Source organism: Treponema sp. (assembly GCF_052169735.1).
Classification (GTDB): Bacteria; Spirochaetota; Spirochaetia; order Treponematales; family Treponemataceae; genus Treponema.
This window is the reverse complement of record NZ_JBQNBW010000047.1, coordinates 1-20,750: the sequence shown is the minus strand read 5'-3', so window position 1 is coordinate 20,750 and position 20,750 is coordinate 1. Positions and strand designations below refer to the sequence as shown.

The following is a 20,750-nucleotide window of genomic DNA, read 5'->3' as shown; positions in this document are numbered from 1 at the left end:
ATCTTGACTATGCGCTGGGTAACTACTGTACCAAGCTCTATATTGATACCTTTTGCTGGTTTATCGGCTTACCTGATATTCAAGCGGAAAGCGATACATTTTCAAAAGCGATACAAGCGTTTTTAACGAGAAATAAGACGCTGTTATTCAATGTTTACAAGCAAACAATGGTAGACGGTAAGCATTATGTCTGGATACGATTAGAGCAGACGGCAACGGGAAAAAGTGAAATCCGCATAAAGCAAATCCCCCTTGAGCTTGTTGTTGAAGATGATTGTATCAAAGACCTTACAGGCGGCTATACGCGCTTTGTAACTGAAACAGTAGAAAAATGGAAAGAGAGAGGCGTAGACCGTAAAGCGGTTATCCGCATCACACTTGAGGCGGGCAAGGAAACAATCGACATTGACGGCGACCTTCCTGCGGGGTATCAGCAGAAGCAAATAGTCAACCGTACTGCCTTCCCGTTTGTGCCGGTATTTTGCCTTTATAACAACAAGCAAACATTCTTAAAAGACGGCATCCCTGAAATTGCTCCGGCGGTTCCATTTATCCGCCGGTATGATGCGACCTTGCGGAAAGTCGGGCGGCATATCGACAATATCCTTGAGCCGCGTCTATTGGTCAGGGTGAAAAACGTTGCGCAATTTCTCAAATATTCATTCGGACTCACTGATGAGAAAATCGGACATATCGCAGAAGGGAAAGAAGCGATTGATATGACGCAATTTAAGGCGGCTATTATGGACGGTGAAGATGCTGCAAGCGATATACGGTATGTCGGGCAAGCCAATAATGTAGAAAGTGCTGTTTCGCTTCTAAAACTCTTACACTGGATTATCGTTGAGCTTACGATGCCTGAATACTTGTACGGAACGGCGATGCAATCAACCAACGCAAGCGTTGCAGAGCAGTCTCCGGTATGGGCAAAGAAGGTAGAGGGGCGGCAAGGTGAATATAACGAATTTTACTATTGGCTTGTCGATGTGTTCAAAGCAGCCCGTATTGCGCTTGCAGGACGTGATGAATTTGCAGGGGATGGAGGAGCTGATAATCCGATCGTTCGCTGGCAGGAGCTGACGGCAAAAGATGATGTTGCAATGATGAATGCCCTCGCCACCTTTGTCGGCGCAATGGATAAGGCGATGATGATGGGTTTAGTCTCTCCCAAAAGCGCCTTTAATACCCTTAAAACCTTTATGGCAATCCCTGCCGACTATGAAACGGAAAAGGATGCGGCTAGTGAATGGCTGAAACTGAAAATCCGCCTTGAAGCATTGCAGGATAGAATCCGCAGCGGGGACATAGAAGCAGAAGCCGCGATTGAAGACCTGTTTAAGAGCGCGTAAATGGACTTTGATTTATCGGGCTTACCGGAAGAGCTGCAAGGCTTTATCCGCACGGCATTACAAGGCAGGCGTAAGGCATTACTGACCGCCGAAACAGAGATAAAAGCCGCATTGCAAGACAGTATCAATCGTATACGGGAGCGGATCGGTAAGAGGGGTGTTTTTACCGGCATTACGCAAGAACTGGCAGAGCGCATAGCAGAGGAAAAAGTCTTTTTTGCTTCCGAGCTTGAACGTATTACACAGGAAGGATTAACCCGCGCAGCGTATGCGGGGCTTTTTGTTGGTGAGCAGCTAAAACAGTATTACAAAGAAAAAGGCTTGCTCAAATTCCGCCTGATTGAAAAAGACGCGCTCCGTGAAGCGGAGATAATCGCAGAAAGCACCATGCGCAAGCAGCGGATATTCAAGCATAAAGAATTTGTTCTTTCTGATCGGATATGGGATATATCTCATAATAACTATGACAAGATACAAGAAATTATTTCAAGCGGTATCAATACCGACTGTGCCGAAGTTGCAAGGGCATTACAGCAGTATGTCAAAGAAGGTGCCAAAACATTTGCAGAAAACTACCCAAATATGTACGACAGGATGGGCGGGCGGGTTCCGAAAAACTTAAACTATGAAGCCTTACGGCTTGCTCGCAACGAATTATCCGAGGTGTATTGGCAGGCAACGATTGAAGGTTTTAAAGAAAATCCTGCCGTAACAGCGGTCAAATGGCTTTTATCGAATAACCGTCTGCCCGGCTATCACAATATTTGCGACACTATGGCGTATGCCAATGCTCACGGACTGGGCGAGGGGATATATCCTGTCGATGAAGCCCCTGAAAAGCCGCATATCTGCTGTCTTTGCTCTTTAGCGCCGGTTATCGCAAAGGATATAGAGCGCGGAAATGTTGCCAATAAGCTGCCCGAAAATTGGGAAGCAATCAAAACGCGGCTGGAAAACACTTCCGCATTTACCAATCTGGAAGAATTAACCGAAGCGCAGAAAGAGAAACTGAAAGAGCAGCGGCACGCGGCGTATATCGTAAGGCTTGAAAAGAAACTGGAAACGCTCCATAATGAACCTGCCAAATACCGAAAGGCATACGCTACGTGCTATGGTACTACCGTCAATAAGCATAAACAGAACCGGCACATTTTCGGCTCTAAAACCGTCAAAGCGGACGGCAGCTACTTCAAAAACGACCTTGAAACCTTGCAAACGATTATCGATGAAAAGGCGGGGAAAGGCGTAATATCACTGACGAAAAGGAACCTTATAGAAATTATACAAGATGATAGGCTGAAAGGATTTGATATTGACCCAAAAACCAGTGAAGCAAGGGAAACCTGCAAAGCGAAAATTCATTACAGCAAAACTGGTATTCATCTTGTCCCGTATACATCAAGAGAAAAGGAAAAAAAATGATATTTTATCCTAAAACGGAATTAGAACTCTACGATATATGCGAGAAAGCGCATACTATTAAAGTTATTCTCCATGATAAAACAGTTATAGAAGGAACCGTATACGGTTTTACATCGGCGGTCAACAACGAACCTGAAATAGCCGAGATAGACATAGAACTTGAAAACGGGCATCTAACCGGCGCATTTCAAGACGAAATAGAGAGCATCGAGGTCTTAGAAGGGTAAGGAGAGAGCGATATAATAAAGTTTTCGGTTTAATTACCGAATATAGAACGAGAGTACTAGTACCAAAAGGAGCAGATAATGGCAAAGGTTATAGCGCTTTTCAATCACAAGGGCGGAGTGAGTAAAACAACGACATCTTTTCACTTAGGCTGGGCATTAGCCGAAAAGCAAAAAAAAGTGTTATTGATTGATGCAGATCCTCAAAGCAATTTAACGTCTCTTGCTTTATCTATTCCTGACGAAGATGCTTTTGAGCGGCTCTATAACCGCAAGGATAGTAATGACATTTATTCCCTTGTGAAGCCGCTTATGCAATCGGCGCGTATAGAAATCAGCAAAAACGACAGCATAGCCAATATTGTAACGACAAAATGCGATAATTTATATATTCTCCCCGGACATTTGCAGATTGAAGAATTTTCTAGCCAGTTGACACTTGCGCTGTCAATGGGTATTTCTTCTGATTTTTCTGTGTTTAGAAACTTTCCCGGTTATCTTACCTATGCTTTTCGTAAAATCGCCGAATTTAACAAGATCGATTATATCATTATCGATATGGCGCCGAGTTTAAGCGCTCTTAATCAAGTATTGGTTATGGGCGCTGATTATCTTATTGCTCCCTGTAGTCCTGATTTTTTCTCTGAATTGGCAATTAAAAACCTTGCAAAAATCCTTCCTGAATGGCAAAAAAAATGCAGCGCTTACCCCTATGATATGTTGTCTTTACCGTGCAAGCCGAAGTTTTTAGGAATTATTCAGCAGAATTATCGACCGAGAAAAACAAAACAATCGGATAATAAAAATACGCCAACCCAGTCATTTCAAAAATGGGTTGAACGGGTTGGACAGACAGCGCGGGATGTCCTTGTACCAACATTGGAACCGCTTGGGATGTCGATTACGCGAGAGCAATTTTCTCAAAATATACAAGAACAGGTACCGTTTAATCTTTCTTTAATACCTGATTTCAATTCTTTAATAGCGACAAGTCAGCTTTCAAATAAGCCGGTATTTAATTTAAAAGAAGATGACATAAAAGCGTATGCAAATATTTACGGAGCAGCAATGGGAACGACAAAAGAAAGCATTGAAAAATTCCGAAACTTGTTTAGTACGCTTGCCGATGATTTGGAACGCCTTATGCAGATTGTGTGAGCTTTTTAGTATCGCCTACCCATCCCGCAAAGAGCCGTCCAGAAAGACGGCGCAGTCAAACTCGTAATCATCTTTTTCAGAGGAAATACCGATGTCTCCGAGTATCTCTTGTACGCGCATACAACGCCTTAAAATATTGCAGCGTTCACGGTACTCGTGTATTCCTTCCTCGTCAAAAACGGCATCAATGTCTTGCTGGGAAGTGCAGGTATTGAGCTTTTCAAGAATCCGGTTATCAGCTTCACTTAACGGCTTTTTTACCAATCTTAACTTTTCATAGAAGGGAGTAAGCCGCCAATAGCCGGTGATAAAATGACAGAGCGTAAATTCATACAACTGCTCATCTGTCGGATGCGTTGAGGGGCTAAAAAAATAAGCCGGCGCATACATCGCATAGGTCAAGTACCGCTGCTTTTCTGCAATATCGGTAATCCTAAACCGATTAAAAGTATCTTCTATCTGCTCTTTGTTTTTGCATTCCCGTAATGCGCCGATGATGCGCTTGTCAAAAGTCATTTATGTTATTCCTTAATAATATTTAGGAAAGATATGCCCTTACATCCAAAATAAAGAACTTTGATTTTTTAATGGTAAGGGCATTCCGTTTATACATCGTAGTTCAAACTTCCTTATTGCAACATAAAACCGTATAGCAGCTGTCAAGTATTCCTTTACAACTGCTATTTTTTTATCAACCTCTAGGGAGGGTGGAAAAGGCTGAACTTATATTTTAAAAAGTATTTCATGCCTGTTATTACTCCGATGATTATCAGAGCTGCAGAAAGTGTTATAACGGCAATCATCCGCCGGTGTAGTTTGTCTTTTTGTTCGTCAATTAGGGCTTGCTTTTCCGCTATTGTTTCGGCAGCCTCTAGCTCGTATGCGTTGTAAGATTGCCGCAAGGCTTTCAAGGTTTGTCTCTCCGTCTGTAATTGACTGTTTAAGCTGTTCGCTGTGCTCTCGGCTTGCTGCAATTTCTCGGTTAAGCTGCTCGCTTTCCTCTCTTGCACTCTCAAGCGTTCTGTTAAGACGTTCGCCTGCAATAGCAGATTCTGTCTGCTTACCCTCAAGCTCTCCGATATGCTCTCTAACTGCTGCATCTCCGTTTCCGTTACCGTATACTGAAGCTCTTGTGCAACAGCCGGAAAGAGACAGAAGCACAAGAGTGATAATAAAAATAATCCATCTTTTTTCATTCACTTTTCCCACTCTCTTATGTGTATCGCGGTATTTTTAAAAATATTATACAATTGCTCCGACATTCCAAATCTCTTTTTATTTATTTCAAGAGAGATAAACATATTACCATCAGCATGACGTTCGCTTGTAGCCTTCCAATCAAAAAACATTTCAACCAAATCGACAAGCGTAAAATCATCTATCCCGTTTTTATAATGTTCAGGATGATGAGAATTGTTTTCATAATGATGTTTAAGCGCCGGTTTTAATTCATCAAGAGCCTTTTTATACTCATTGCTACCATACGTCAGCCCTTTTAATAAGGGAGTCATTTTATCAAACAGCGGCTTTTCCGGTTCTTGAAGTTTTGAATTGTCATGCTTTATTGCTCTATCAATAACTTCTTTTGTAAACTGTAAAAGTAATTCGTTTACTCTTTTGATATGAAGAACAGTCTCTTTTGTAGAGTCATAATTCATAAGTTGCCATGATATGTATTCTTTCTCACGCTCTTTTGCGCATTTTTTTAATGATTGAATTGCCTGTGGCAGATATTCATAGGTGATGGTCATTTCGCTATCTTTTCCTCAAAAAACCCAAAATCCGCGCATAGCCCCATGAAGCGACGTGCGCGCCTGTCTGTTTAAAGCCGTCCTGCTCAAAGACTGCTATCTCTTCGGAACTTGCATCAAGCACGATTGCAACATGTCCGTATTTATTGCTTTTAGTCGGCGAGAAGATAACGACGTCTCCCGCTTCCGGTTTCCCACCGGCGTATACGAGCTTATCGAAATACTTTTGCTCAAGCGGCATTTCTTCATACTTGGTATAAAGCTCTGAAGCGCCGACTACTCCGCCGGTATGCGGGATGTTTAACACGTCCTTGCAATACTGCCTGAACACATCAACGCATTGCGCTCCATAATGCCCGTCATAGTCAATCTTTTTGCCGTTGTATTTTTCTACAAACTGCTGCAGTGTCATGTATGCCTCCTTGTCTTTACAACTCTATGCCTAACGCTTTCAGATATCCGATATTCTTTTTAATGGGATAATCAATACAGATTTCTTTGTACTCCGATAAGAGGAACGCTGATTGTTCAGCTTTGTACATAGCGATTTTTTCTTTAATGCGACGAGCGATAATGCGTATCATCTCATCTGCCCACTCGTTGACGATTGTTTCTATTTGCGGTGCGATTTCTTTCCATGAAGGATACTGTTCCGTGCCGCATGGTACGGCAGGGAGTTTATGTAAAAAGGCTTTATAATCCTGTTCGATAAAATAGAGAATGTCAGCGATATAGCCTTTACGCTCTGTTGCCGTCAGCCGCTCCCGCATACAGTTATAGTCTACACGTTCTTGCAGCACGTCTTTTACCAACTCAACACAAGAGAGCATCGGCATCTCGCATTTAACGAAGGGTAAAAAGATTTCTTTAATGGTGCCGTTAATGCGGCGAATTACCCGCCGCTCGTCTGCCTTTGTTTTTTCATCAATTTCTCCAGAGAGCCGAAACAATTTCTTGCGGTACTCTTCATCGTGCAGCCGGTCTTTTTCTTTCTTTTCTATATCCGTTTTGAATAGCTCCAATTTATCATCAACATTTTTTTCAATGTCTCCAACGATAAGTTTTTTATCCCCGGCTCCCAGCTGTATGCCCTTTTTAAGGAGCTTATTGAGTAACAGAAAAATGAGGACGGCAATAAACACGATTGCCGCAATGCCAAGGACTAACACACTGGTAGGTAATTTCTCTATAGCCATAAAACGCTGCCTTCTTGAATAATTTTGTACCACCAGCATAGAGGAAACGCAGTGCGTAACGCAAATCAGCAGGGATAAAAAGTATGTTGGTTAAAATATTTTTATTTTTTTATGCGTAAAATTTGTGTTACGCACCCCCAATTATTTACAATACAGACCGTACCACAAAAAGAGGTGATGACATGGGAAAGTCTGGAAAAAACACATATACGCAAAAACCACTTTTTACCGATCACACGCAAACTCCGTTTGTATCGATTGAGGCTGTCGGTGAAATGCTTTCCGAAGCGGAAGCAAAGACAATACTGAGCCGCATCCGCTTAAATCCGCTTGCGACACCTGAAATGATTGCAGCGCTTAAAGGGGATACCGATCCGCTCGATTGTATTTTTGCCGTTGAATATCGAAAAAGCAAAAGCGGCGTTGAATATCTCGATGCTGCGTATGAACACATTGTCGAAACGATTTTGACCAGTACGGTTTTTATTCCTTCCGGCTATGGGCATCAGTCGCAAGAAGCATTTTTCTATGAAGGACGTGAGATATACGGAACGGTTATCGGCGCACTACTCGATAAAGAAGCAGGGAAAGTCTATTACCGCATTATTCCTGATAAGGGAGAACACGCGGAAAAAATTCGCAGGTGGCTCAAGAACAAACAAATCAATGCGGTGTCTATTTGGGGGATTCCGACGTATGCGGATGAAAGGAAAAAGACGGTCATTGATTATGCGCTCCGCTCGGTAGACTTTGTGCCGCCCTTGTCTGAAGGGCAGCATAATGAAAGCGCAATCGGACAGATGGCGGGTATGAGCTTTAATGAGCAGGAAAGAAAAATCCGCGATGCCTTGCGAGAGAAATACGCCGACTATGTTTTTACGGAAGATTTTTATGATGATTATGTCATCGGAGAATATGACAATCAGCTGTATAAAATTCCATACAGCATACAAAATAATACGGTTATATTCGGGGCGGCTCAAAAAGTGCGCCGCGTTGTTGAATATAAACACGAGGAGGAAGAAATGGAACTTGCAAGCATAACAAACGATGAGCTTACGGCAGAGATTGCACGGAGAACAAAAAACGGGCTTTTGTCTGCTCAAGCTGTTGCAGGAGAGATGGGAGTAAAACTCGAAGATGCCCAAAAGATGAAAGACTTAGAAGCTGCTTCAAGTGAACTTGCTGAACTCAAAAAAGCTGCCGGAGAAATGGCGGTTAGTGATGCTATCAACTTTGCAAAAAAAGCGAAGGAAGAAGAAAAAGCGGAGGCGGCAAAAAAAGCATTTGGAGAAATGGTCGAGGTGGTGAAGGCAGAAAAAGGCTTAACCAAAGACGGTAAGCCCTTCGGTGAAATGGCGGTGTTGGTGGATAAATTCTGTCATTTTGAAGTCGGTATGAGTAAAGCGCAGATTGCCGGAGAAATGGATCGCGTAATGAATGATTCGGACATTCAAAGGCTCGTACAAGGGAAAACCGCAACCGCACCGGTTGGGCAGATGGCAGTGGCTGGCGCAAAAAGTGAGCCGGAAGTATACAGAATTTAAACGAGGAGGTGTGCTATGACGGGAGAACACAGACTTTTATCAGTCAATAAAACGGTTGCAATCGCAGATGTAACCATTCCCGCAGGAGGAGCGCAGACGCTTGATAATCACGGTATTGTCTTTGTTGGAGAGCGCGCGGGGGTTGTGCTGCAAAAAGAAGCCGGCAATCAAGTAACGGTATCTTTTGACACGCAGCGGGAATGGACAACGGAAAGCTACGATAGCGCCAATTTGCCGAAAATCGGCGAAAAGGTATATCTCGGCGCTTCGGACGGCAAGCTCACGAAAACCGCATCGGGCAATAAGCTCGTTGGTTACTACTGGGGAACCATTGGGGGCGCGGCGCTTTTTTCGCTGCACGCATAAAAGCAGAGTGTACATAACGAGAAGGAGAAAAAAACAATGGAATTTGTATCACATGAAACAATCCGTATGAAAAATGCTGCGGAGAAAAAACAGATGGCGCTTCAATACCGTGCGCCGAATGTACCTGCCGGTGAGATGGCAATAGAAGATACCGGCGCCGGTACGCGCGCTGAAATCTTTACGAGGGAAATGCTTACGCGGGCGGTTGGCTTACCTTCAGGGGAAATGATAAGCACAGAGGATTTGGAGAAGTTTGCAAAGCAAGCCGTCCTTGACGTATCGCTTGGTATGGCAGAGCATCCTGCCCTTTATTCCTTCATTTACGAAGAAATTAAAAACGCCGATTTTCCCCGCACAATCAAAGTGATGGAGCTTATCGGAATGCGCGCGGCATTCGGTGTTACCAACGATGGGGAAAGCGTGCCGATGGCTGATTTCAAATTCGGTAAGCTCGATACGGTTGATTTTAAGACATTCGCAGCCGGTTATTCCATCTCACGCGGCTGGGTAAGCTTCAATGAATTTTGGAAATTGCCGCAAGCGTCAAAAGCGCTCGGTATTGCGCATAATGCCATTCTTGATCATCTGCACCTGTCGCCGATTATTACGCATTCGTATACCGGAGATGCTGTTACCAATAAGGTAACAAGCGGCAGTACCGACCTTGAGAATGTATGGCTTACGCTTCGGCAAGGGCTTAAAGATGCCCTCAAGCGCACCAATGCAGCAGGCTATCGGATTCGTCCGACTATCGCCCTCTGTAATTCAGCGACAGCGATGGATGTAGAAGCGGCAATCAAAGGCTTATTGCAAAAAGGTACGCAACTGGGGCAGCTTGCGCAGATTCAGAGCGTTTTAAGTTATGACGGCTGGACGGGTGAAGTCGGCGGAATTAAATACGAGTTTAAAGCTCCGGCTGATAACGAAGTGTATTTAATCGTTCCAAAGCGGTCGTTTAAGGCGCTCGTAAAAGAAGATTTAACGCACCTTGAACAGCGGGGAAACATTCTCACCCTTTCTGAATTGGATGTTGTCGAAACCTTTACCCGTTGCGCGGTTGCCGGTGTTGCAGATGCCGTGCATAAGGTAAAGCTCGCATAAGGTTTTAAAGAGAGAGATGCACCGTTTGTTTCGTCTCTCTCTTTGATGATAGATCGAGGAGATGATATGGGAAGTGAAAATATTACCTTACGCATAATGAAAACCGCCAACGGCTGGTATGTTGAGCATGAGGCAAGTGATGCAACGAACAGTTATGCCGTTGAAGGAGATGCGTGGGAAGCGCTCAATCCTGCGCTTGCGGGAACTTTTGAAACGCCGTTTAAAGCGCCGGAAGAAAACGAAAGCGGCGCTCAAAAGCCGAAGATAAGCGAATTAAAAGCAAAGATCAAAACGCTTGAAGCAGCGGAAAAAGAGTTAGACGACTTGAAAGAAGCAGCGGGCGGGATTGATATTTTGCAGGCGATTGAAAGCGCAAAGAAAGCGCAAGCGCACACCAATCCGTAAACAGAGAAGGGAGATAGCAGCGCATGATTATCACCGAAGAGCTGATACAAAGAATCCGCACCCTGCTTAACGAAGCAATACCGAACGGGGGCAGCGAAGAAGATACGCATTTTTCTACGCTTGATTTAACGATCACATTGCAGATGTCAGAAAGTGAAAATCATGCGCTCTACCTGTTATGGACGCAAAAAGCAGGAATTGTTCAAAGGGATGCAGGGGAGATAAAAAGCATCAATGCAGGCGGAGAATCAATAGAAAAATACACCGCCGCCGATTATGTGGGGCTTTGTCTTAAAACTGCGCAAGGGTATAAAGAGGCATGGGAAGCGGAGCGAAAAAACGCAGGGGCTTCTTTTTTAATCTGTAGCAAAAAAGATGATGATGAGGCGGCGTTATGGTAAATACAGTCAACCAATTACGGAAAGACACGGAAAGTATTATCGATGTGAACCCGTCTCTTCTTTTCTTTATCCGCCGTGAAAGAGAAAAAAATGAATACGGCAACGTAAGGGAAGGAGAAAAGCGAACGGAAATACAGCGGGTTCGGATTGCAGAAATTTCACACAGCGAAACCGACCGGCTTTTGCAAGAAGGATTGTTGAAAACGCATATCGTCAATATCACCGCGCCTCACGATGCGGATATTCAAGCAGGCGACTTATTCGATTTTCAAGGCAGCCGGTATGCAGTCGTTTTTATCCGAAAGATCACTATCGGCGGGTATGCGCCGGAGAATGCCTACAAGATGTCAGGTAGAGCAAAAGAGATACAGGAGGCAGCCGAATGAGAGGGATGGAGGCGGTTTTTGAGCGGTTAGAAAGCATCACCAAAGAAATGCTGAATGATTGCGAGATGGTTGCCTGTGAAACCGCTGCCAGTATGGAGCGGTATGCGAAAGAAAACCGCGTATGGACTGATCGAACAGGCGATGCCCGCAAGGGATTACGCGGCATTGCATTCCGCTCTTCACAGGCAATATCGGCAGGGATTTATCAGGATATGTACGGTAAGAGCGGAAAAGAATATGGCTACTACCTTGAAAACGGAAAGCGGATATTAACAGGCGGTGTAACGTTCGGCGAAAAGTACGGAATTTTAAAGCCGACGCGGAACGCTCATGCCGGTATGTTTTTTGACGGTATCGAAAAAGCATGCGGACAAGTACTCAAGCGGCAATAGCACTATTAAGGAAAAGTAATAATGCGAAGTGCGCTGTATGCGGAACTGACAAAACTTTATCCGGTGTATTACATCGGCAACGTCGAAAAGACGGCAAAAAAGCCGTTTCTTATCTTGCAGTTTGAACATGGCATTAAAACGCGGCTTGGAAGCTGGAATATGGTTACTGTGAGTGTCTATGCACCGGCGGGAGATTTTGAACTGCTTGATACCGCTTGTGAAAAAGTCATTACCGCATTGGACGGGAAGCATCTAAAACGGATCAGCAACAACGGTGTTTTTTTAGTGCAATATGTTGATTGCTCAAGCGACCTCATAGAGGATTCTCTTGGCGCAATTTCAAAACAGCTCAATTTTAAAATCCCCGTTTTCGGCGGAGATTTTATGTAGATAAAATGGAGGTTAAAAGACTGATGGAAAAGAAAAACGAATACGGGTATTCAATCGGACAGATGCAGGCGGCGCATCTGAATGCTGATAAAAGCTGGCCGTCTCCCAATGACTGGGAAGATACCAATCCACAGACCGGAGAGGTGAGAAAGCATCGGGGTGGACTTGTCGGTAAAATAGGACCGTTCAACATTGACGGCTGGACGGGGGACGATTTAAAGCTGACGGTTCTGTACGGCACCAAAACGGAAACCTTTACCTTTGCCTCGACTGCTGCGGATAAAAAAGCGGTCAGTGTTGCTGATATGGCAAAAGACTTCAACACTGCCTTTACTGCGCTCAAGCCGAAAGGAATAAAACTCAAGGCAGCTAAGACGGTTATCGGAGCCGATTACGATGCAGAGTATCTTAAAATCACCACGAAGACAGCAGGAGATTTACCGTTTTTTGCGCCAATTGGGTTTCAAGGGAAACTCGCCGAATTACTCGGTATTGTCGGCTATGTTTCAACCAAAGAAGCAAAGAGCTTCAAAGACGATTTCGAGAAAGAAAGCGGTAAAACGGTTGATGCGACAAGCGGACACGGAATCCGCTGTACAGTAAAAGAAGCGGATAAAATAAAAGGGGTCAATATTACCGCTTCTTTTGCAAGCCTGCCGAATAAGTTTTTTGCCCTTGTTACCGGCAACACGTACAACGAGGAAACGGGAGAGCTGTATATTGACAATCCCGGAAACCCGCCGCTTGTTACCTTCCGCTACTTCGTAGAGCAGTACGAAAAGGGGCAAAACACAAAAGGCAGTTACGCCCGCGTCAAAGCGGTTATCTTCCCTTCGTGCCAAACAACGCCGACAGGAAGCGAAGCAAGTGAAGATGCTTTTGGCGCTGTCGAACTGCAAGGCTCCGGCGGGGAAAATAAGCGCAGCAATTTACCGTTAAAGTTTATCAAAGAAATTTCGCTTGCTGACTACACACAGTACGTACAAGGGTAAAACAAATTATCAGCCCGTCTATTGTTGCGGCGGGCTTCAATCCACTGCTAAAGGCAAACAAGAGCAAAGGAGTTTTACGAGATCGCTATGTTTGAAAGAATACAATCATTTTTCACTAAGGCAAGCAGAAACCGCGCAATCAAAACAGCCATCGAAGAAGCAACAAAAGTGCCTGAAAATGAAGCCCAGCGTCTTGCCCTTGCTACCTGTGAATGGGTGGAGCTTTTATGGAATGGAACGAAGCAAAAGTTTTTTATTCACAAAACGAATTTTCAAGAGCTTTTAACCTGCGGGAGTTTCCCGAATATTTTATACAAGTTTGTCAACGGAGTAAGTGAATCCATCGGCGCAAAAGATTTAAAAGTATCGGAAATTGACCTTAAAAAGATGAAAGAGGAAGAAGATGAATTCCTCGTTGAACTTGCAAAAAAAAGCATGGTAACTCCGACGTATCAGGAATGTTACGACGCTATTTTGAACATTCGCGGTATCAGTGAAAGCAGCCTCAACGATGTTATCCCGAAAGATTTTTTAAGCGATCTTTTTCTTTTCTACCTTACCGATTGGGAGCAAGCCGTAAAAAAAAACTTGGACGCGTTCAATTCGCCCGCTTCGGCAGGCTCGCAAAATACTACAGATGCAAGCCAAGCAGCTACATAAAAGGCTTAAACGAGTTTGAAGCCTTTTTATTTGATGAAGCCTGCCTCGTTGCTGTTGAAGGAGAAAATCAGCAGCGGGAAGAAAAAGAGAAAGCTCAGAAAGTGAAAGAAAAAAGAGAGAAACAATTTCAAAAAGATATGGCAGAGACCTTTGCAGAGGATGATACATAAAACGGGTTAGGTAAATGGGACAGAGTTTAGGCGAACTGTATGCGGAATTAGCATTAAAAACAGACAAGCTTCAAAAAGGGATTAGTGAATCCAATCGATCGCTTGCAAAGCTCGAGCAGGATATTGATAAGACAGTAGAAAGTATCAATGCGAAGCTCGCTGCTATCGGTACCGCTCTTTCTGCCAGTGTAACACTCCCTTTAACATTACTCGGAAAAGCCGCGCTCGATACCTTTACGAATTTTGAACAGTCCATGCAGAATACTTTTTCTGTTATGGGGGCAACAGCGTCCGAAATGGAAGCCTTGCGAAAGAAAGCGGAAAACATGGGAGCGAGTACCCGCTTTAGTGCAAGCCAAGCTGCCGATGCCCTCTATAGCTTAGGTTCAGCAGGACAAACAGCTGCACAAGCTATGAACAGCCTCGACGGTGTGTTGCAGCTTGCAGGGGCTACGGGGAGTGATTTAGCCTTTACCTCAAGCACGATTGCTTCAACTCTTTCGCAGTTTCATCTCAGTGCAGAAAAGTCAGCGCACATTGCTGACGTGTTTTCATTGGCTATCAGTAAAAGCCAAGCAAATATGACAAAGCTCTCGTATTCAATGAAGTATGTCGGACCCGTCGCTGCCGGTTTGGGGGTGAGTCTTGAAGCGTCAACTGCTGCCCTTATGCGCCTTTACAATACCGGTTTCGGAGGAGAGCAGGCTGGCACTATTTTACGATCCGGTTTACAAAAGTTAGCCAGCGGTACGGATGATGTCAAAAAGAAACTGGAAGCGTTAGGAGTAAGTTACGATGAGGTAAACCCGAAAACAAATAACCTTGCCGACATTATCCAGCGGCTGAAAGATGCGAACATTGATGTTGCAAAGTCAAGTGAGTTATTCGGGGAAGCGGCGGCCGCCGGTATGCAAGCGCTTATCGAAGGCGGCGGGGATGCTATCCGCACGATGGACGGCTTACTGCAAGCATCCGATGGAGCGGCAAAGAAGATGCAGGATATTCAAAACGCTTCTTTTGCCAATACGAAGGCAGAACTTTCAAGCGCTTTTGAAGCCGTTCAAATTACCCTCACCTCAAACATCATCCCTGCGGTTGATACATTTGCAAAAGGCATTACCCGCGTTTTACAGGCTGTCAATGAACTGCCGGTCGGCGTTCAAATCTCCGGTACGGCGTTTGCCGCGCTTGCCGCCGCTGCCGGTCCCTTACTCCTTGTTGCAGTCGGTATTAAAAAGATACAGGCTGAGATGGTGCAGCTGAACCTTGTCATGTCAGCTAACCCGATTATAGCATGGGGTGCTGCCGTTGCCGCCGCCGGCGCTATTGCCCTCGGTATTATTGCGCAAGTGAAAAAAGCACATGAAGATGCGATGCGGCATGCCGAACGGCAGCTTGAACAAGCAAAAGCCCTTGCCTCCGATGCGCTGCAAAGTGGAGATAAAGGGCGGAATATCCAAGAGCTATTAGGAAAGTATGATAGTCTGAAGGGAAAAATACACGATAGTAAAGAAGCGCAAAGTCAATTTAATAGCGTTATCGAACAGCTTGCACAGGTTGTACCCGGCGCGCAAGGGGCATTGCAAGCACAAGGAGAAAGCCTTGAGCAGTTTGTTATTAAAGCCCGCAACGCCGCACGCGAAGCGTTAGAGCTTGAGAAAACGAAAAATGAGCGGGCGCTGATCTTGTCCAAAAGAGCAGCGAATGAAGCGCAAAAATATGTGAGTGAACATGAATCAAAGCTGGAGCATTCTTTTAAGACATATAGCCAAGACCTCTATCGCGCAAACAAATATGAACATATTTTAGAACAGTTTAAGACGGCGCAGCTGCAAGGAGAAAAAGAGCAGCAAGCAGCGATAACAGCGTTAAAGGAAATAGAACATTTTATCAAAAAAGATGCCGGAGACGGATTTAGCTTTGCTTCCTTTTCTGATGCTTTCGGCTCATTGCAAGCGCTTATTCAGTGGAATACAAAAAAACTGTCAAAAGATGAAAAAGCCTTGCTGGAACAGCAGCGGCTGCTCGATGAACAAAAAGCAATTCTCACAGAATCGAAGAACTTACAGCTTAAAATAGAAACAGGGGCTGCTGCGCTTAAACAGCTCGATAGCGCTACTCCCAAACAAAAGAAGCACGATGAAGAGCTTGCCCGTCTTGCGAAAGAATGGGAAGCGGAAAAGAAAATCATCGATGAGAAAAATCGCTATGCGCAAAAGATGGGAGAAAGTTTCAGTGTCCCTCAAGAGCGGATAAAATTTTTACAAGCAAAATTAAAAGAACTCATTGCCATAAAACCGGAAGATATTGATACGATTTTCACCCTCGACTCCAAAGGCTTACAACAATATTTTGATGCGATAGCCCAAGAACAGGCGAAGCTGGAAAAAGGAAAGGGAACGAAAAAAACAAGTAATAAGGAAAAAGATACTTCTTACCAAGCGCAAATAGCAGAACTCGATAAGTTCTATCAAGAAAAACTCGCAAAAGCAAAAGAATACGGGCAATCCAGCCTTGCCGTTGAAAAGGAGTATCAGGAAAAACGGCTTGCACTTATCGAACAATTTATTAAAGAAGAAGATAAGAAAAAAGGAGCGGGTAAAGGGATAGGCGTTGAAACAAAAAGCGCAGCAACCAATGAGAAAGGTTCCGGCGTAACGCTCGGCGATGAGCTTACCAAAACCAAGCTGATGAGTGATGCTTTTGGGCGCTATCAAGCACAGCAAAAGGAATTACAAGCAGAGCTTAAAAAAACGCAAGAAGAAATAATCGCTACGCACGATAAAATTGCAAAGACAAAAGCGCTGCTTGAAGCAGCGAAAAAAAACAACACAAGTGGAAGAGAAATAAAAACGCTTAATCAAGATTTACAGGCAATGCAAGCCTATTTTCAACAGTTGGAAGAAAAAGCACAAAACATACGGGTAGAGATAAACGAAGCCGAATTATCATTTTCAAATATAAAAAGCGGACTGAACGATATTGAAAAAATCGGTAAATCAAAACTTCAAATACAGCTTATCAATATCGAAGAAGAAAGAAAACGGCTTTTAAAAATTATTGAAGAAAATAGGCGGGCAAAAATAGCAGCGGCAAAAGACAATGCCGAAGAAATAGCAAGAATAGAAGCGGATGCAAAAAAACAACAAAATACCGTGAATAAAGACGCTGATAGGCAACAACAAGACGCAAAAGCGGCTGCCGCTAACGCATACGTACAAGGCGGCATAGGTATTGCTAAATCTCTTACCAAAGTAATAGCAGACTCTATCGAGCAAGGTGGACTTGATGGTTTTGCCGCTTTACAAGCAAGCTCTGAAATTCTTGACCAAATAGGCAATATGGTAGGAGATGCTACCGCTCAAGCAGTTATAAAATCTGTAGCAGCGGCAATCGAAATAACGGGGATGATATTAAAAGCCGTCAGCGCCGCAAATGTGAAAGCATTTGAAAAAGAAGTACAGACAATTGTTGATAGCACTAAAAAAAACGCCGATGAAGCGGCACAAAAAATAGTAGATGATATTCATAAAAGCATTGTCGATCAAAGCCAAGCGCCGATGAAAGAAGCGGCAACTTCACTATTACAAGCAATTACAAACGGGTTTCAAAGCGGGGACTTTACCAATTTTTCAAAATCTATTGACGACATAATTAAAAAATTGGTCGTTGAGAAAATGGTTATGTTTTCAGGATTGCAGGGTGCCATTGAAAAGTTAGTGAATAATATGTTTAGCGGGTTTAAAGGATCGGGTGCGCAGCAGATAAACGCACTAAAACAAGAGCAAGAACCGTTAAAACAAGAAATGGAGGCGACGAAAAAAGAATACGATGCGTATCAAAAATTAGTACGCCTCCGTGATGAAGGGATACGGCAGCAATCATTATGGTATCATCAAAGAACAGGGCATTATGCCGGTCTGTGGGAAAAAGATGTCAAAAAAGAGGTTACAAAATTAAATGGTGAAATTGCAAAACTTGAAGGAACCGCCGCCCGATATAAAGCAGCTCAAGAGAAATTAGCTAACCTGAATGAACAAATAAAAGCGATCAATCCGAATGAAAAAGCTGATTTAACGCAAATAAAAAAAATGGACAAGGATGAATTAAAACGCCTTGCAGAAGAATACGGTGAGCCTATTAAAGAACTTTTTAAAATGCTCGGTGTCGATACTGGGGAAGGTTTTCAAAAAGCGCTTACGGATAGTATGTCCAGTGCGCTCACATCCTCGTTAGGAGATGCTGCCTATAACGCCGACTGGGGTAGTTTCAAAAAATCGTTTGCCGCTGAAATGAAAAAAGCGATTATTCAATCTGCTATGCAAAGCGCCGGTATTAAGGCAAAAGTAGACAGCCTTATTCAAGGAATTTTAGCTGACGGTAAGGTTACATCGGAAGAAGTAAACGGTACTATCAACGCATTAAAGCCCCTGTATGACCGCCTTGAAAAAATGATGGCGGAAGTTGCAGGAACAACCAAAGCATTAGAAGGCGGCGTAGAGGTAAAAACACAGGCTGCCGGTACTATTATTCAACAGCTTTCAGGGGCGGATAGAGATGTTTTACTCGAAGCCATTAAAAACGGCTTTTCAACTATCAATCAAAGCATTGACTTAAAAGATGCAACCATCCAACACTTAGCGGCAACACAGATCATCATCAACGCCGTTACCTTTAACTCGTATAACGGCACGGTCAATATTTATGCAGATAAAGCGATCAGTTTACAAGACTTGGTACAAGAAATCACCAAAGAAATGATAGCAAGGGGGTAGCCTTATGAGAATATTCGACGGACAAACAGAGCTTTCTATCCCGCAATGGATTACCGTCTCCGCAAGTACGCTATCGGTAAAAACACATACCGGAAAAGTAAACGGACTGCACGGAGATCGATTGGCAGGCGATGAATATTACTCCCCACGGGTTCTTAAATGCTCCGGTACGATTATCACCGATGATTATCCGCTCGTTGAAAGGGAACGCTCACGCCTCTATGATATGTTAGCAGGGCGGCTTTTACGGGTGTACCGTGATGACGGTGATGATCTGTTCTATGAGTGTATACTGGACGGGCAAATAAACAGCAGTTACTACAACGGACAAGCTATTTCAAAAGCCTTTGCTATCAGCTTTAACCTTAAAACTCTCCAGCCTTTTGGGTATAGCCGCCGTATGTTGAAAACAAACAGGATATGCGAGAAAAAAAAGATAGTACGAGGCGGCAATGCTATAGTCTATCCAACCGTCTTTTTTTGCGGACAAAAACGCTATGACAAAGAGCTGTTAGTCTGTAACGGGCGCAGCATTGCACTAAAAAATCCGGTGTATTTGCGTAACGATGAAAGTTTGTTTTATAGTCAATGCCGCCTGTACATAAACCGTAACGGCACAAGTGAGCATATCGGCATGGATAGAAGCGGGGAGGCAAAAGCGGCAAAACACCTTATTGATATATCAGCATATATGACAGATGCAGGTATTACGCTGCCGCTGTATTTGAATGCGGGAGTAAATGAACTGTCCTATCACTCAGGCGGTACGTGCATTGTGTTATACCACGATGTGTATAAATGATTGGGAAAAAGTAAGGAGGAAAAGAGCAATGATTCAAGAACTTTTAGCACGGGCTGCGGAAGATTTAACCGTTGCCCTTAATAATTTTGAACATGCAAGAAAAGAGCTGACTGATGATGAACTTGCAGCATTCAAGGAAGTTTGCCGCAAAGCAAAAGAGGCGGTACAGGAAGCATTGCAGGCGGCAAACGGGGCGCTGGATACTAAAACGGCACAAACCATACAGCACATTGAAACGCTGCTTACCCAAAGCCAACAAGCTATAGAAAGTAAAGTTATTGAAGCAAAGCAAGACGTCGATACCAAAGTCCAGCAGTGGATGACCAGCATCGACGAAAAGGTTGCGCAAGCTGGTACCGCCATAACTGGCAAGGTCGATAAGGCAAAGCAAGACGTTGATACCAAAGTCCAGCAGGGGATGACCAGCATCGACGAAAAAACTGCACAAGGCGTTGCAGTAGTCGGTACAAAAGAGCAAGAGGCAAAACAAAGTATTCAAAATTTTCTTGACGGCTTAGTGACACAGAATAAAGAAATTTCTATTGAAAATGCAGGTTGGAAAGGCTTTTTACGCCCTTGTAGTAACGGCGTGGAGTTTGCACTCGAACAAAACGGGGAGAAAAAGTTTTATACTAAAATAGATAACGGTTTAGTTGACTTGTACATAAAAGGTTCAATCCATGTTGAAAATACCATTGAGCGGTGGACTAAACGAAATATACCGCAGGAAAGCAGGCTCCGTCATGTCTATTATGCCAATGGTACATGGGTTGCGGTGGGGCAGAATGGCATTCTCACGTCAACAGACGGTGTGAATTGGATAAAGCAAAACAGCCCGCAGGACGTCTTTCTCCATCATGTCTATTATGCCAATAGTACATGGGTTGCGGTGGGGCAGAATGGCATTCTCACGTCAACAGACGGTGTGAATTGGATAAAGCAAAACAGCAAACGGACAGACTTTATCCGGTCTGCCTATTATGCCAATGGTATATGTGTATGTGTGGGGGATAGTGACATTCTCACGTCAACAGACGGTGTGAATTGGATAAAGCAAAACAGCCCGCAGGAAAGCTGGCTCCATCATGTCTATTATGCCAATAGTACATGGGTTGTGGTGGGGGATAAAGACCTTCTCACGTCAACAGACAGTGTGAATTGGATAAAGCAAAACAGCCCGCAGACAGACTTGCTCCAGTCTGTCTGTTATGCCAATGGTATATGGGTTGTGGTGGGGGATAGTGACATTCTCACGTCAACAGA

At 43.9% G+C, this 20,750-nt stretch carries 22 protein-coding genes; 17 read left to right on the top strand and 5 right to left on the bottom strand.

From position 1 onward, the window contains the following. The 4 genes from ACTTJ8_RS08500 to ACTTJ8_RS08485 all read left to right on the top strand — a co-directional run. Nucleotides 1-1,349, top strand: a 1,349-nt coding sequence (locus ACTTJ8_RS08500; protein ID WP_442720907.1) for a hypothetical protein, incomplete at its 5' end; no start/stop codon positions are given. Then, nucleotides 1,350-2,771 carry a polymorphic toxin type 50 domain-containing protein gene (locus ACTTJ8_RS08495; RefSeq protein WP_442720906.1) on the top strand — a complete coding sequence of 474 codons (1,422 nt, stop codon included), beginning with the start codon at nt 1,350-1,352 and terminating at the stop codon, nt 2,769-2,771. Next, complete coding sequence (locus ACTTJ8_RS08490) at nt 2,768-2,998, top strand: hypothetical protein (protein WP_442716915.1); 231 nt, start codon at nt 2,768-2,770, stop codon at nt 2,996-2,998. Before ACTTJ8_RS08495 ends, ACTTJ8_RS08490 begins: the two co-directional genes overlap by 4 nt. Nucleotides 2,999-3,076: 78 nt before the next feature. Next, the gene (locus tag ACTTJ8_RS08485; protein ID WP_442716916.1) at nt 3,077-4,153 is read left to right on the top strand and encodes a ParA family protein; all 1,077 of its coding nucleotides are present in this window, start codon (nt 3,077-3,079) and stop codon (nt 4,151-4,153) included. A gap of 15 nt (nt 4,154-4,168) precedes the next feature. On the opposite strand, the gene ACTTJ8_RS08480 is transcribed toward ACTTJ8_RS08485, so the two are convergent. The 5 genes from ACTTJ8_RS08480 to ACTTJ8_RS08460 form a co-directional block, all read right to left on the bottom strand. Then, nucleotides 4,169-4,669 (bottom strand): hypothetical protein, encoded by a 501-nt coding sequence (locus tag ACTTJ8_RS08480; RefSeq protein WP_442720905.1) that lies wholly within the window; start codon nt 4,667-4,669, stop codon nt 4,169-4,171. Nucleotides 4,670-4,984: 315 nt separating this feature from the next. Next, the gene (locus tag ACTTJ8_RS08475; RefSeq protein WP_442720904.1) at nt 4,985-5,353 is read right to left on the bottom strand and encodes a hypothetical protein; all 369 of its coding nucleotides are present in this window, start codon (nt 5,351-5,353) and stop codon (nt 4,985-4,987) included. After that, a complete protein-coding gene (locus ACTTJ8_RS08470) occupies nt 5,350-5,904 on the bottom strand; it encodes a DUF5662 family protein (RefSeq protein WP_442720903.1) in 555 nt (184 codons plus the stop codon). Before ACTTJ8_RS08470 ends, ACTTJ8_RS08475 begins: the two co-directional genes overlap by 4 nt. Before the next feature lie 4 nt (nt 5,905-5,908). Beyond that, nucleotides 5,909-6,316, bottom strand: coding sequence for a CHAP domain-containing protein (locus ACTTJ8_RS08465; RefSeq protein WP_442719536.1), 408 nt, complete (start codon nt 6,314-6,316; stop codon nt 5,909-5,911). A 16-nt stretch (nt 6,317-6,332) separates the two neighbouring features. Then, nucleotides 6,333-7,100, bottom strand: a complete 768-nt coding sequence (locus tag ACTTJ8_RS08460) for a hypothetical protein (protein ID WP_442720902.1) — start codon at nt 7,098-7,100, stop codon at nt 6,333-6,335. Between the two features lie 182 nt (nt 7,101-7,282). On the opposite strand from ACTTJ8_RS08460, the gene ACTTJ8_RS08455 reads away from it, so the two are divergent. The 13 genes from ACTTJ8_RS08455 to ACTTJ8_RS08395 form a co-directional block, all read left to right on the top strand. Beyond that, a complete protein-coding gene (locus tag ACTTJ8_RS08455) occupies nt 7,283-8,647 on the top strand; it encodes a hypothetical protein (RefSeq protein ID WP_442718974.1) in 1,365 nt (454 codons plus the stop codon). 15 nt (nt 8,648-8,662) lie between these two features. Then, entirely contained in the window at nt 8,663-9,013 is a 351-nt protein-coding gene (locus ACTTJ8_RS08450; protein ID WP_442718975.1) for a DUF2190 family protein, read from the top strand. A 36-nt stretch (nt 9,014-9,049) separates the two neighbouring features. Then, nucleotides 9,050-10,114, top strand: a complete 1,065-nt coding sequence (locus ACTTJ8_RS08445) for a hypothetical protein (protein WP_442718976.1) — start codon at nt 9,050-9,052, stop codon at nt 10,112-10,114. Nucleotides 10,115-10,180: 66 nt separating this feature from the next. Next, nucleotides 10,181-10,519 carry a hypothetical protein gene (locus tag ACTTJ8_RS08440; RefSeq protein WP_442718977.1) on the top strand — a complete coding sequence of 113 codons (339 nt, stop codon included), beginning with the start codon at nt 10,181-10,183 and terminating at the stop codon, nt 10,517-10,519. 23 nt (nt 10,520-10,542) lie between these two features. Next, nucleotides 10,543-10,920 (top strand): hypothetical protein, encoded by a 378-nt coding sequence (locus ACTTJ8_RS08435; RefSeq protein ID WP_442718978.1) that lies wholly within the window; start codon nt 10,543-10,545, stop codon nt 10,918-10,920. Next, nucleotides 10,914-11,306, top strand: a complete 393-nt coding sequence (locus ACTTJ8_RS08430) for a phage head closure protein (protein WP_442718979.1) — start codon at nt 10,914-10,916, stop codon at nt 11,304-11,306. Before ACTTJ8_RS08435 ends, ACTTJ8_RS08430 begins: the two co-directional genes overlap by 7 nt. Then, the gene (locus ACTTJ8_RS08425; RefSeq protein WP_442718980.1) at nt 11,303-11,698 is read left to right on the top strand and encodes a hypothetical protein; all 396 of its coding nucleotides are present in this window, start codon (nt 11,303-11,305) and stop codon (nt 11,696-11,698) included. Before ACTTJ8_RS08430 ends, ACTTJ8_RS08425 begins: the two co-directional genes overlap by 4 nt. A 21-nt stretch (nt 11,699-11,719) precedes the next feature. Next, nucleotides 11,720-12,088, top strand: coding sequence for a hypothetical protein (locus tag ACTTJ8_RS08420; RefSeq protein WP_442718981.1), 369 nt, complete (start codon nt 11,720-11,722; stop codon nt 12,086-12,088). Nucleotides 12,089-12,111: 23 nt separating this feature from the next. After that, nucleotides 12,112-13,080 carry a hypothetical protein gene (locus tag ACTTJ8_RS08415; RefSeq protein ID WP_442718982.1) on the top strand — a complete coding sequence of 323 codons (969 nt, stop codon included), beginning with the start codon at nt 12,112-12,114 and terminating at the stop codon, nt 13,078-13,080. Between the two features lie 87 nt (nt 13,081-13,167). Continuing rightward, complete coding sequence (locus tag ACTTJ8_RS08410; RefSeq protein WP_442720901.1) at nt 13,168-13,740, top strand: hypothetical protein; 573 nt, start codon at nt 13,168-13,170, stop codon at nt 13,738-13,740. 184 nt (nt 13,741-13,924) lie between these two features. Then, a complete protein-coding gene (locus ACTTJ8_RS08405; RefSeq protein ID WP_442720900.1) occupies nt 13,925-18,685 on the top strand; it encodes a phage tail tape measure protein in 4,761 nt (1,586 codons plus the stop codon). A gap of 4 nt (nt 18,686-18,689) precedes the next feature. Beyond that, nucleotides 18,690-19,487 (top strand): hypothetical protein, encoded by a 798-nt coding sequence (locus tag ACTTJ8_RS08400; protein ID WP_442720899.1) that lies wholly within the window; start codon nt 18,690-18,692, stop codon nt 19,485-19,487. 28 nt (nt 19,488-19,515) lie between these two features. Beyond that, nucleotides 19,516-20,750: hypothetical protein (locus tag ACTTJ8_RS08395; RefSeq protein WP_442720898.1), on the top strand; the 1,235-nt coding region annotated here is incomplete at its 3' end.

What these genes read in the sequence shown, in the direction of transcription:
- ACTTJ8_RS08420 (WP_442718981.1), top strand. Translation starts at nt 11,720, where the DNA reads ATGCGAAGTGCGCTGTATGCGGAACTGACAAAACTTTATCCGGTGTAT.
- ACTTJ8_RS08480 (WP_442720905.1), bottom strand. Translation starts at nt 4,669, where the DNA reads ATGACTTTTGACAAGCGCATCATCGGCGCATTACGGGAATGCAAAAAC.
- ACTTJ8_RS08400 (WP_442720899.1), top strand. Translation starts at nt 18,690, where the DNA reads ATGAGAATATTCGACGGACAAACAGAGCTTTCTATCCCGCAATGGATT.
- ACTTJ8_RS08415 (WP_442718982.1), top strand. Translation starts at nt 12,112, where the DNA reads ATGGAAAAGAAAAACGAATACGGGTATTCAATCGGACAGATGCAGGCG.
- ACTTJ8_RS08410 (WP_442720901.1), top strand. Translation starts at nt 13,168, where the DNA reads ATGTTTGAAAGAATACAATCATTTTTCACTAAGGCAAGCAGAAACCGC.
- ACTTJ8_RS08455 (WP_442718974.1), top strand. Translation starts at nt 7,283, where the DNA reads ATGGGAAAGTCTGGAAAAAACACATATACGCAAAAACCACTTTTTACC.
- ACTTJ8_RS08440 (WP_442718977.1), top strand. Translation starts at nt 10,181, where the DNA reads ATGGGAAGTGAAAATATTACCTTACGCATAATGAAAACCGCCAACGGC.
- ACTTJ8_RS08485 (WP_442716916.1), top strand. Translation starts at nt 3,077, where the DNA reads ATGGCAAAGGTTATAGCGCTTTTCAATCACAAGGGCGGAGTGAGTAAA.
- ACTTJ8_RS08430 (WP_442718979.1), top strand. Translation starts at nt 10,914, where the DNA reads ATGGTAAATACAGTCAACCAATTACGGAAAGACACGGAAAGTATTATC.
- ACTTJ8_RS08460 (WP_442720902.1), bottom strand. Translation starts at nt 7,100, where the DNA reads ATGGCTATAGAGAAATTACCTACCAGTGTGTTAGTCCTTGGCATTGCG.
- ACTTJ8_RS08490 (WP_442716915.1), top strand. Translation starts at nt 2,768, where the DNA reads ATGATATTTTATCCTAAAACGGAATTAGAACTCTACGATATATGCGAG.
- ACTTJ8_RS08445 (WP_442718976.1), top strand. Translation starts at nt 9,050, where the DNA reads ATGGAATTTGTATCACATGAAACAATCCGTATGAAAAATGCTGCGGAG.
- ACTTJ8_RS08425 (WP_442718980.1), top strand. Translation starts at nt 11,303, where the DNA reads ATGAGAGGGATGGAGGCGGTTTTTGAGCGGTTAGAAAGCATCACCAAA.
- ACTTJ8_RS08450 (WP_442718975.1), top strand. Translation starts at nt 8,663, where the DNA reads ATGACGGGAGAACACAGACTTTTATCAGTCAATAAAACGGTTGCAATC.
- ACTTJ8_RS08465 (WP_442719536.1), bottom strand. Translation starts at nt 6,316, where the DNA reads ATGACACTGCAGCAGTTTGTAGAAAAATACAACGGCAAAAAGATTGAC.
- ACTTJ8_RS08435 (WP_442718978.1), top strand. Translation starts at nt 10,543, where the DNA reads ATGATTATCACCGAAGAGCTGATACAAAGAATCCGCACCCTGCTTAAC.
- ACTTJ8_RS08405 (WP_442720900.1), top strand. Translation starts at nt 13,925, where the DNA reads ATGGGACAGAGTTTAGGCGAACTGTATGCGGAATTAGCATTAAAAACA.
- ACTTJ8_RS08470 (WP_442720903.1), bottom strand. Translation starts at nt 5,904, where the DNA reads ATGACCATCACCTATGAATATCTGCCACAGGCAATTCAATCATTAAAA.
- ACTTJ8_RS08495 (WP_442720906.1), top strand. Translation starts at nt 1,350, where the DNA reads ATGGACTTTGATTTATCGGGCTTACCGGAAGAGCTGCAAGGCTTTATC.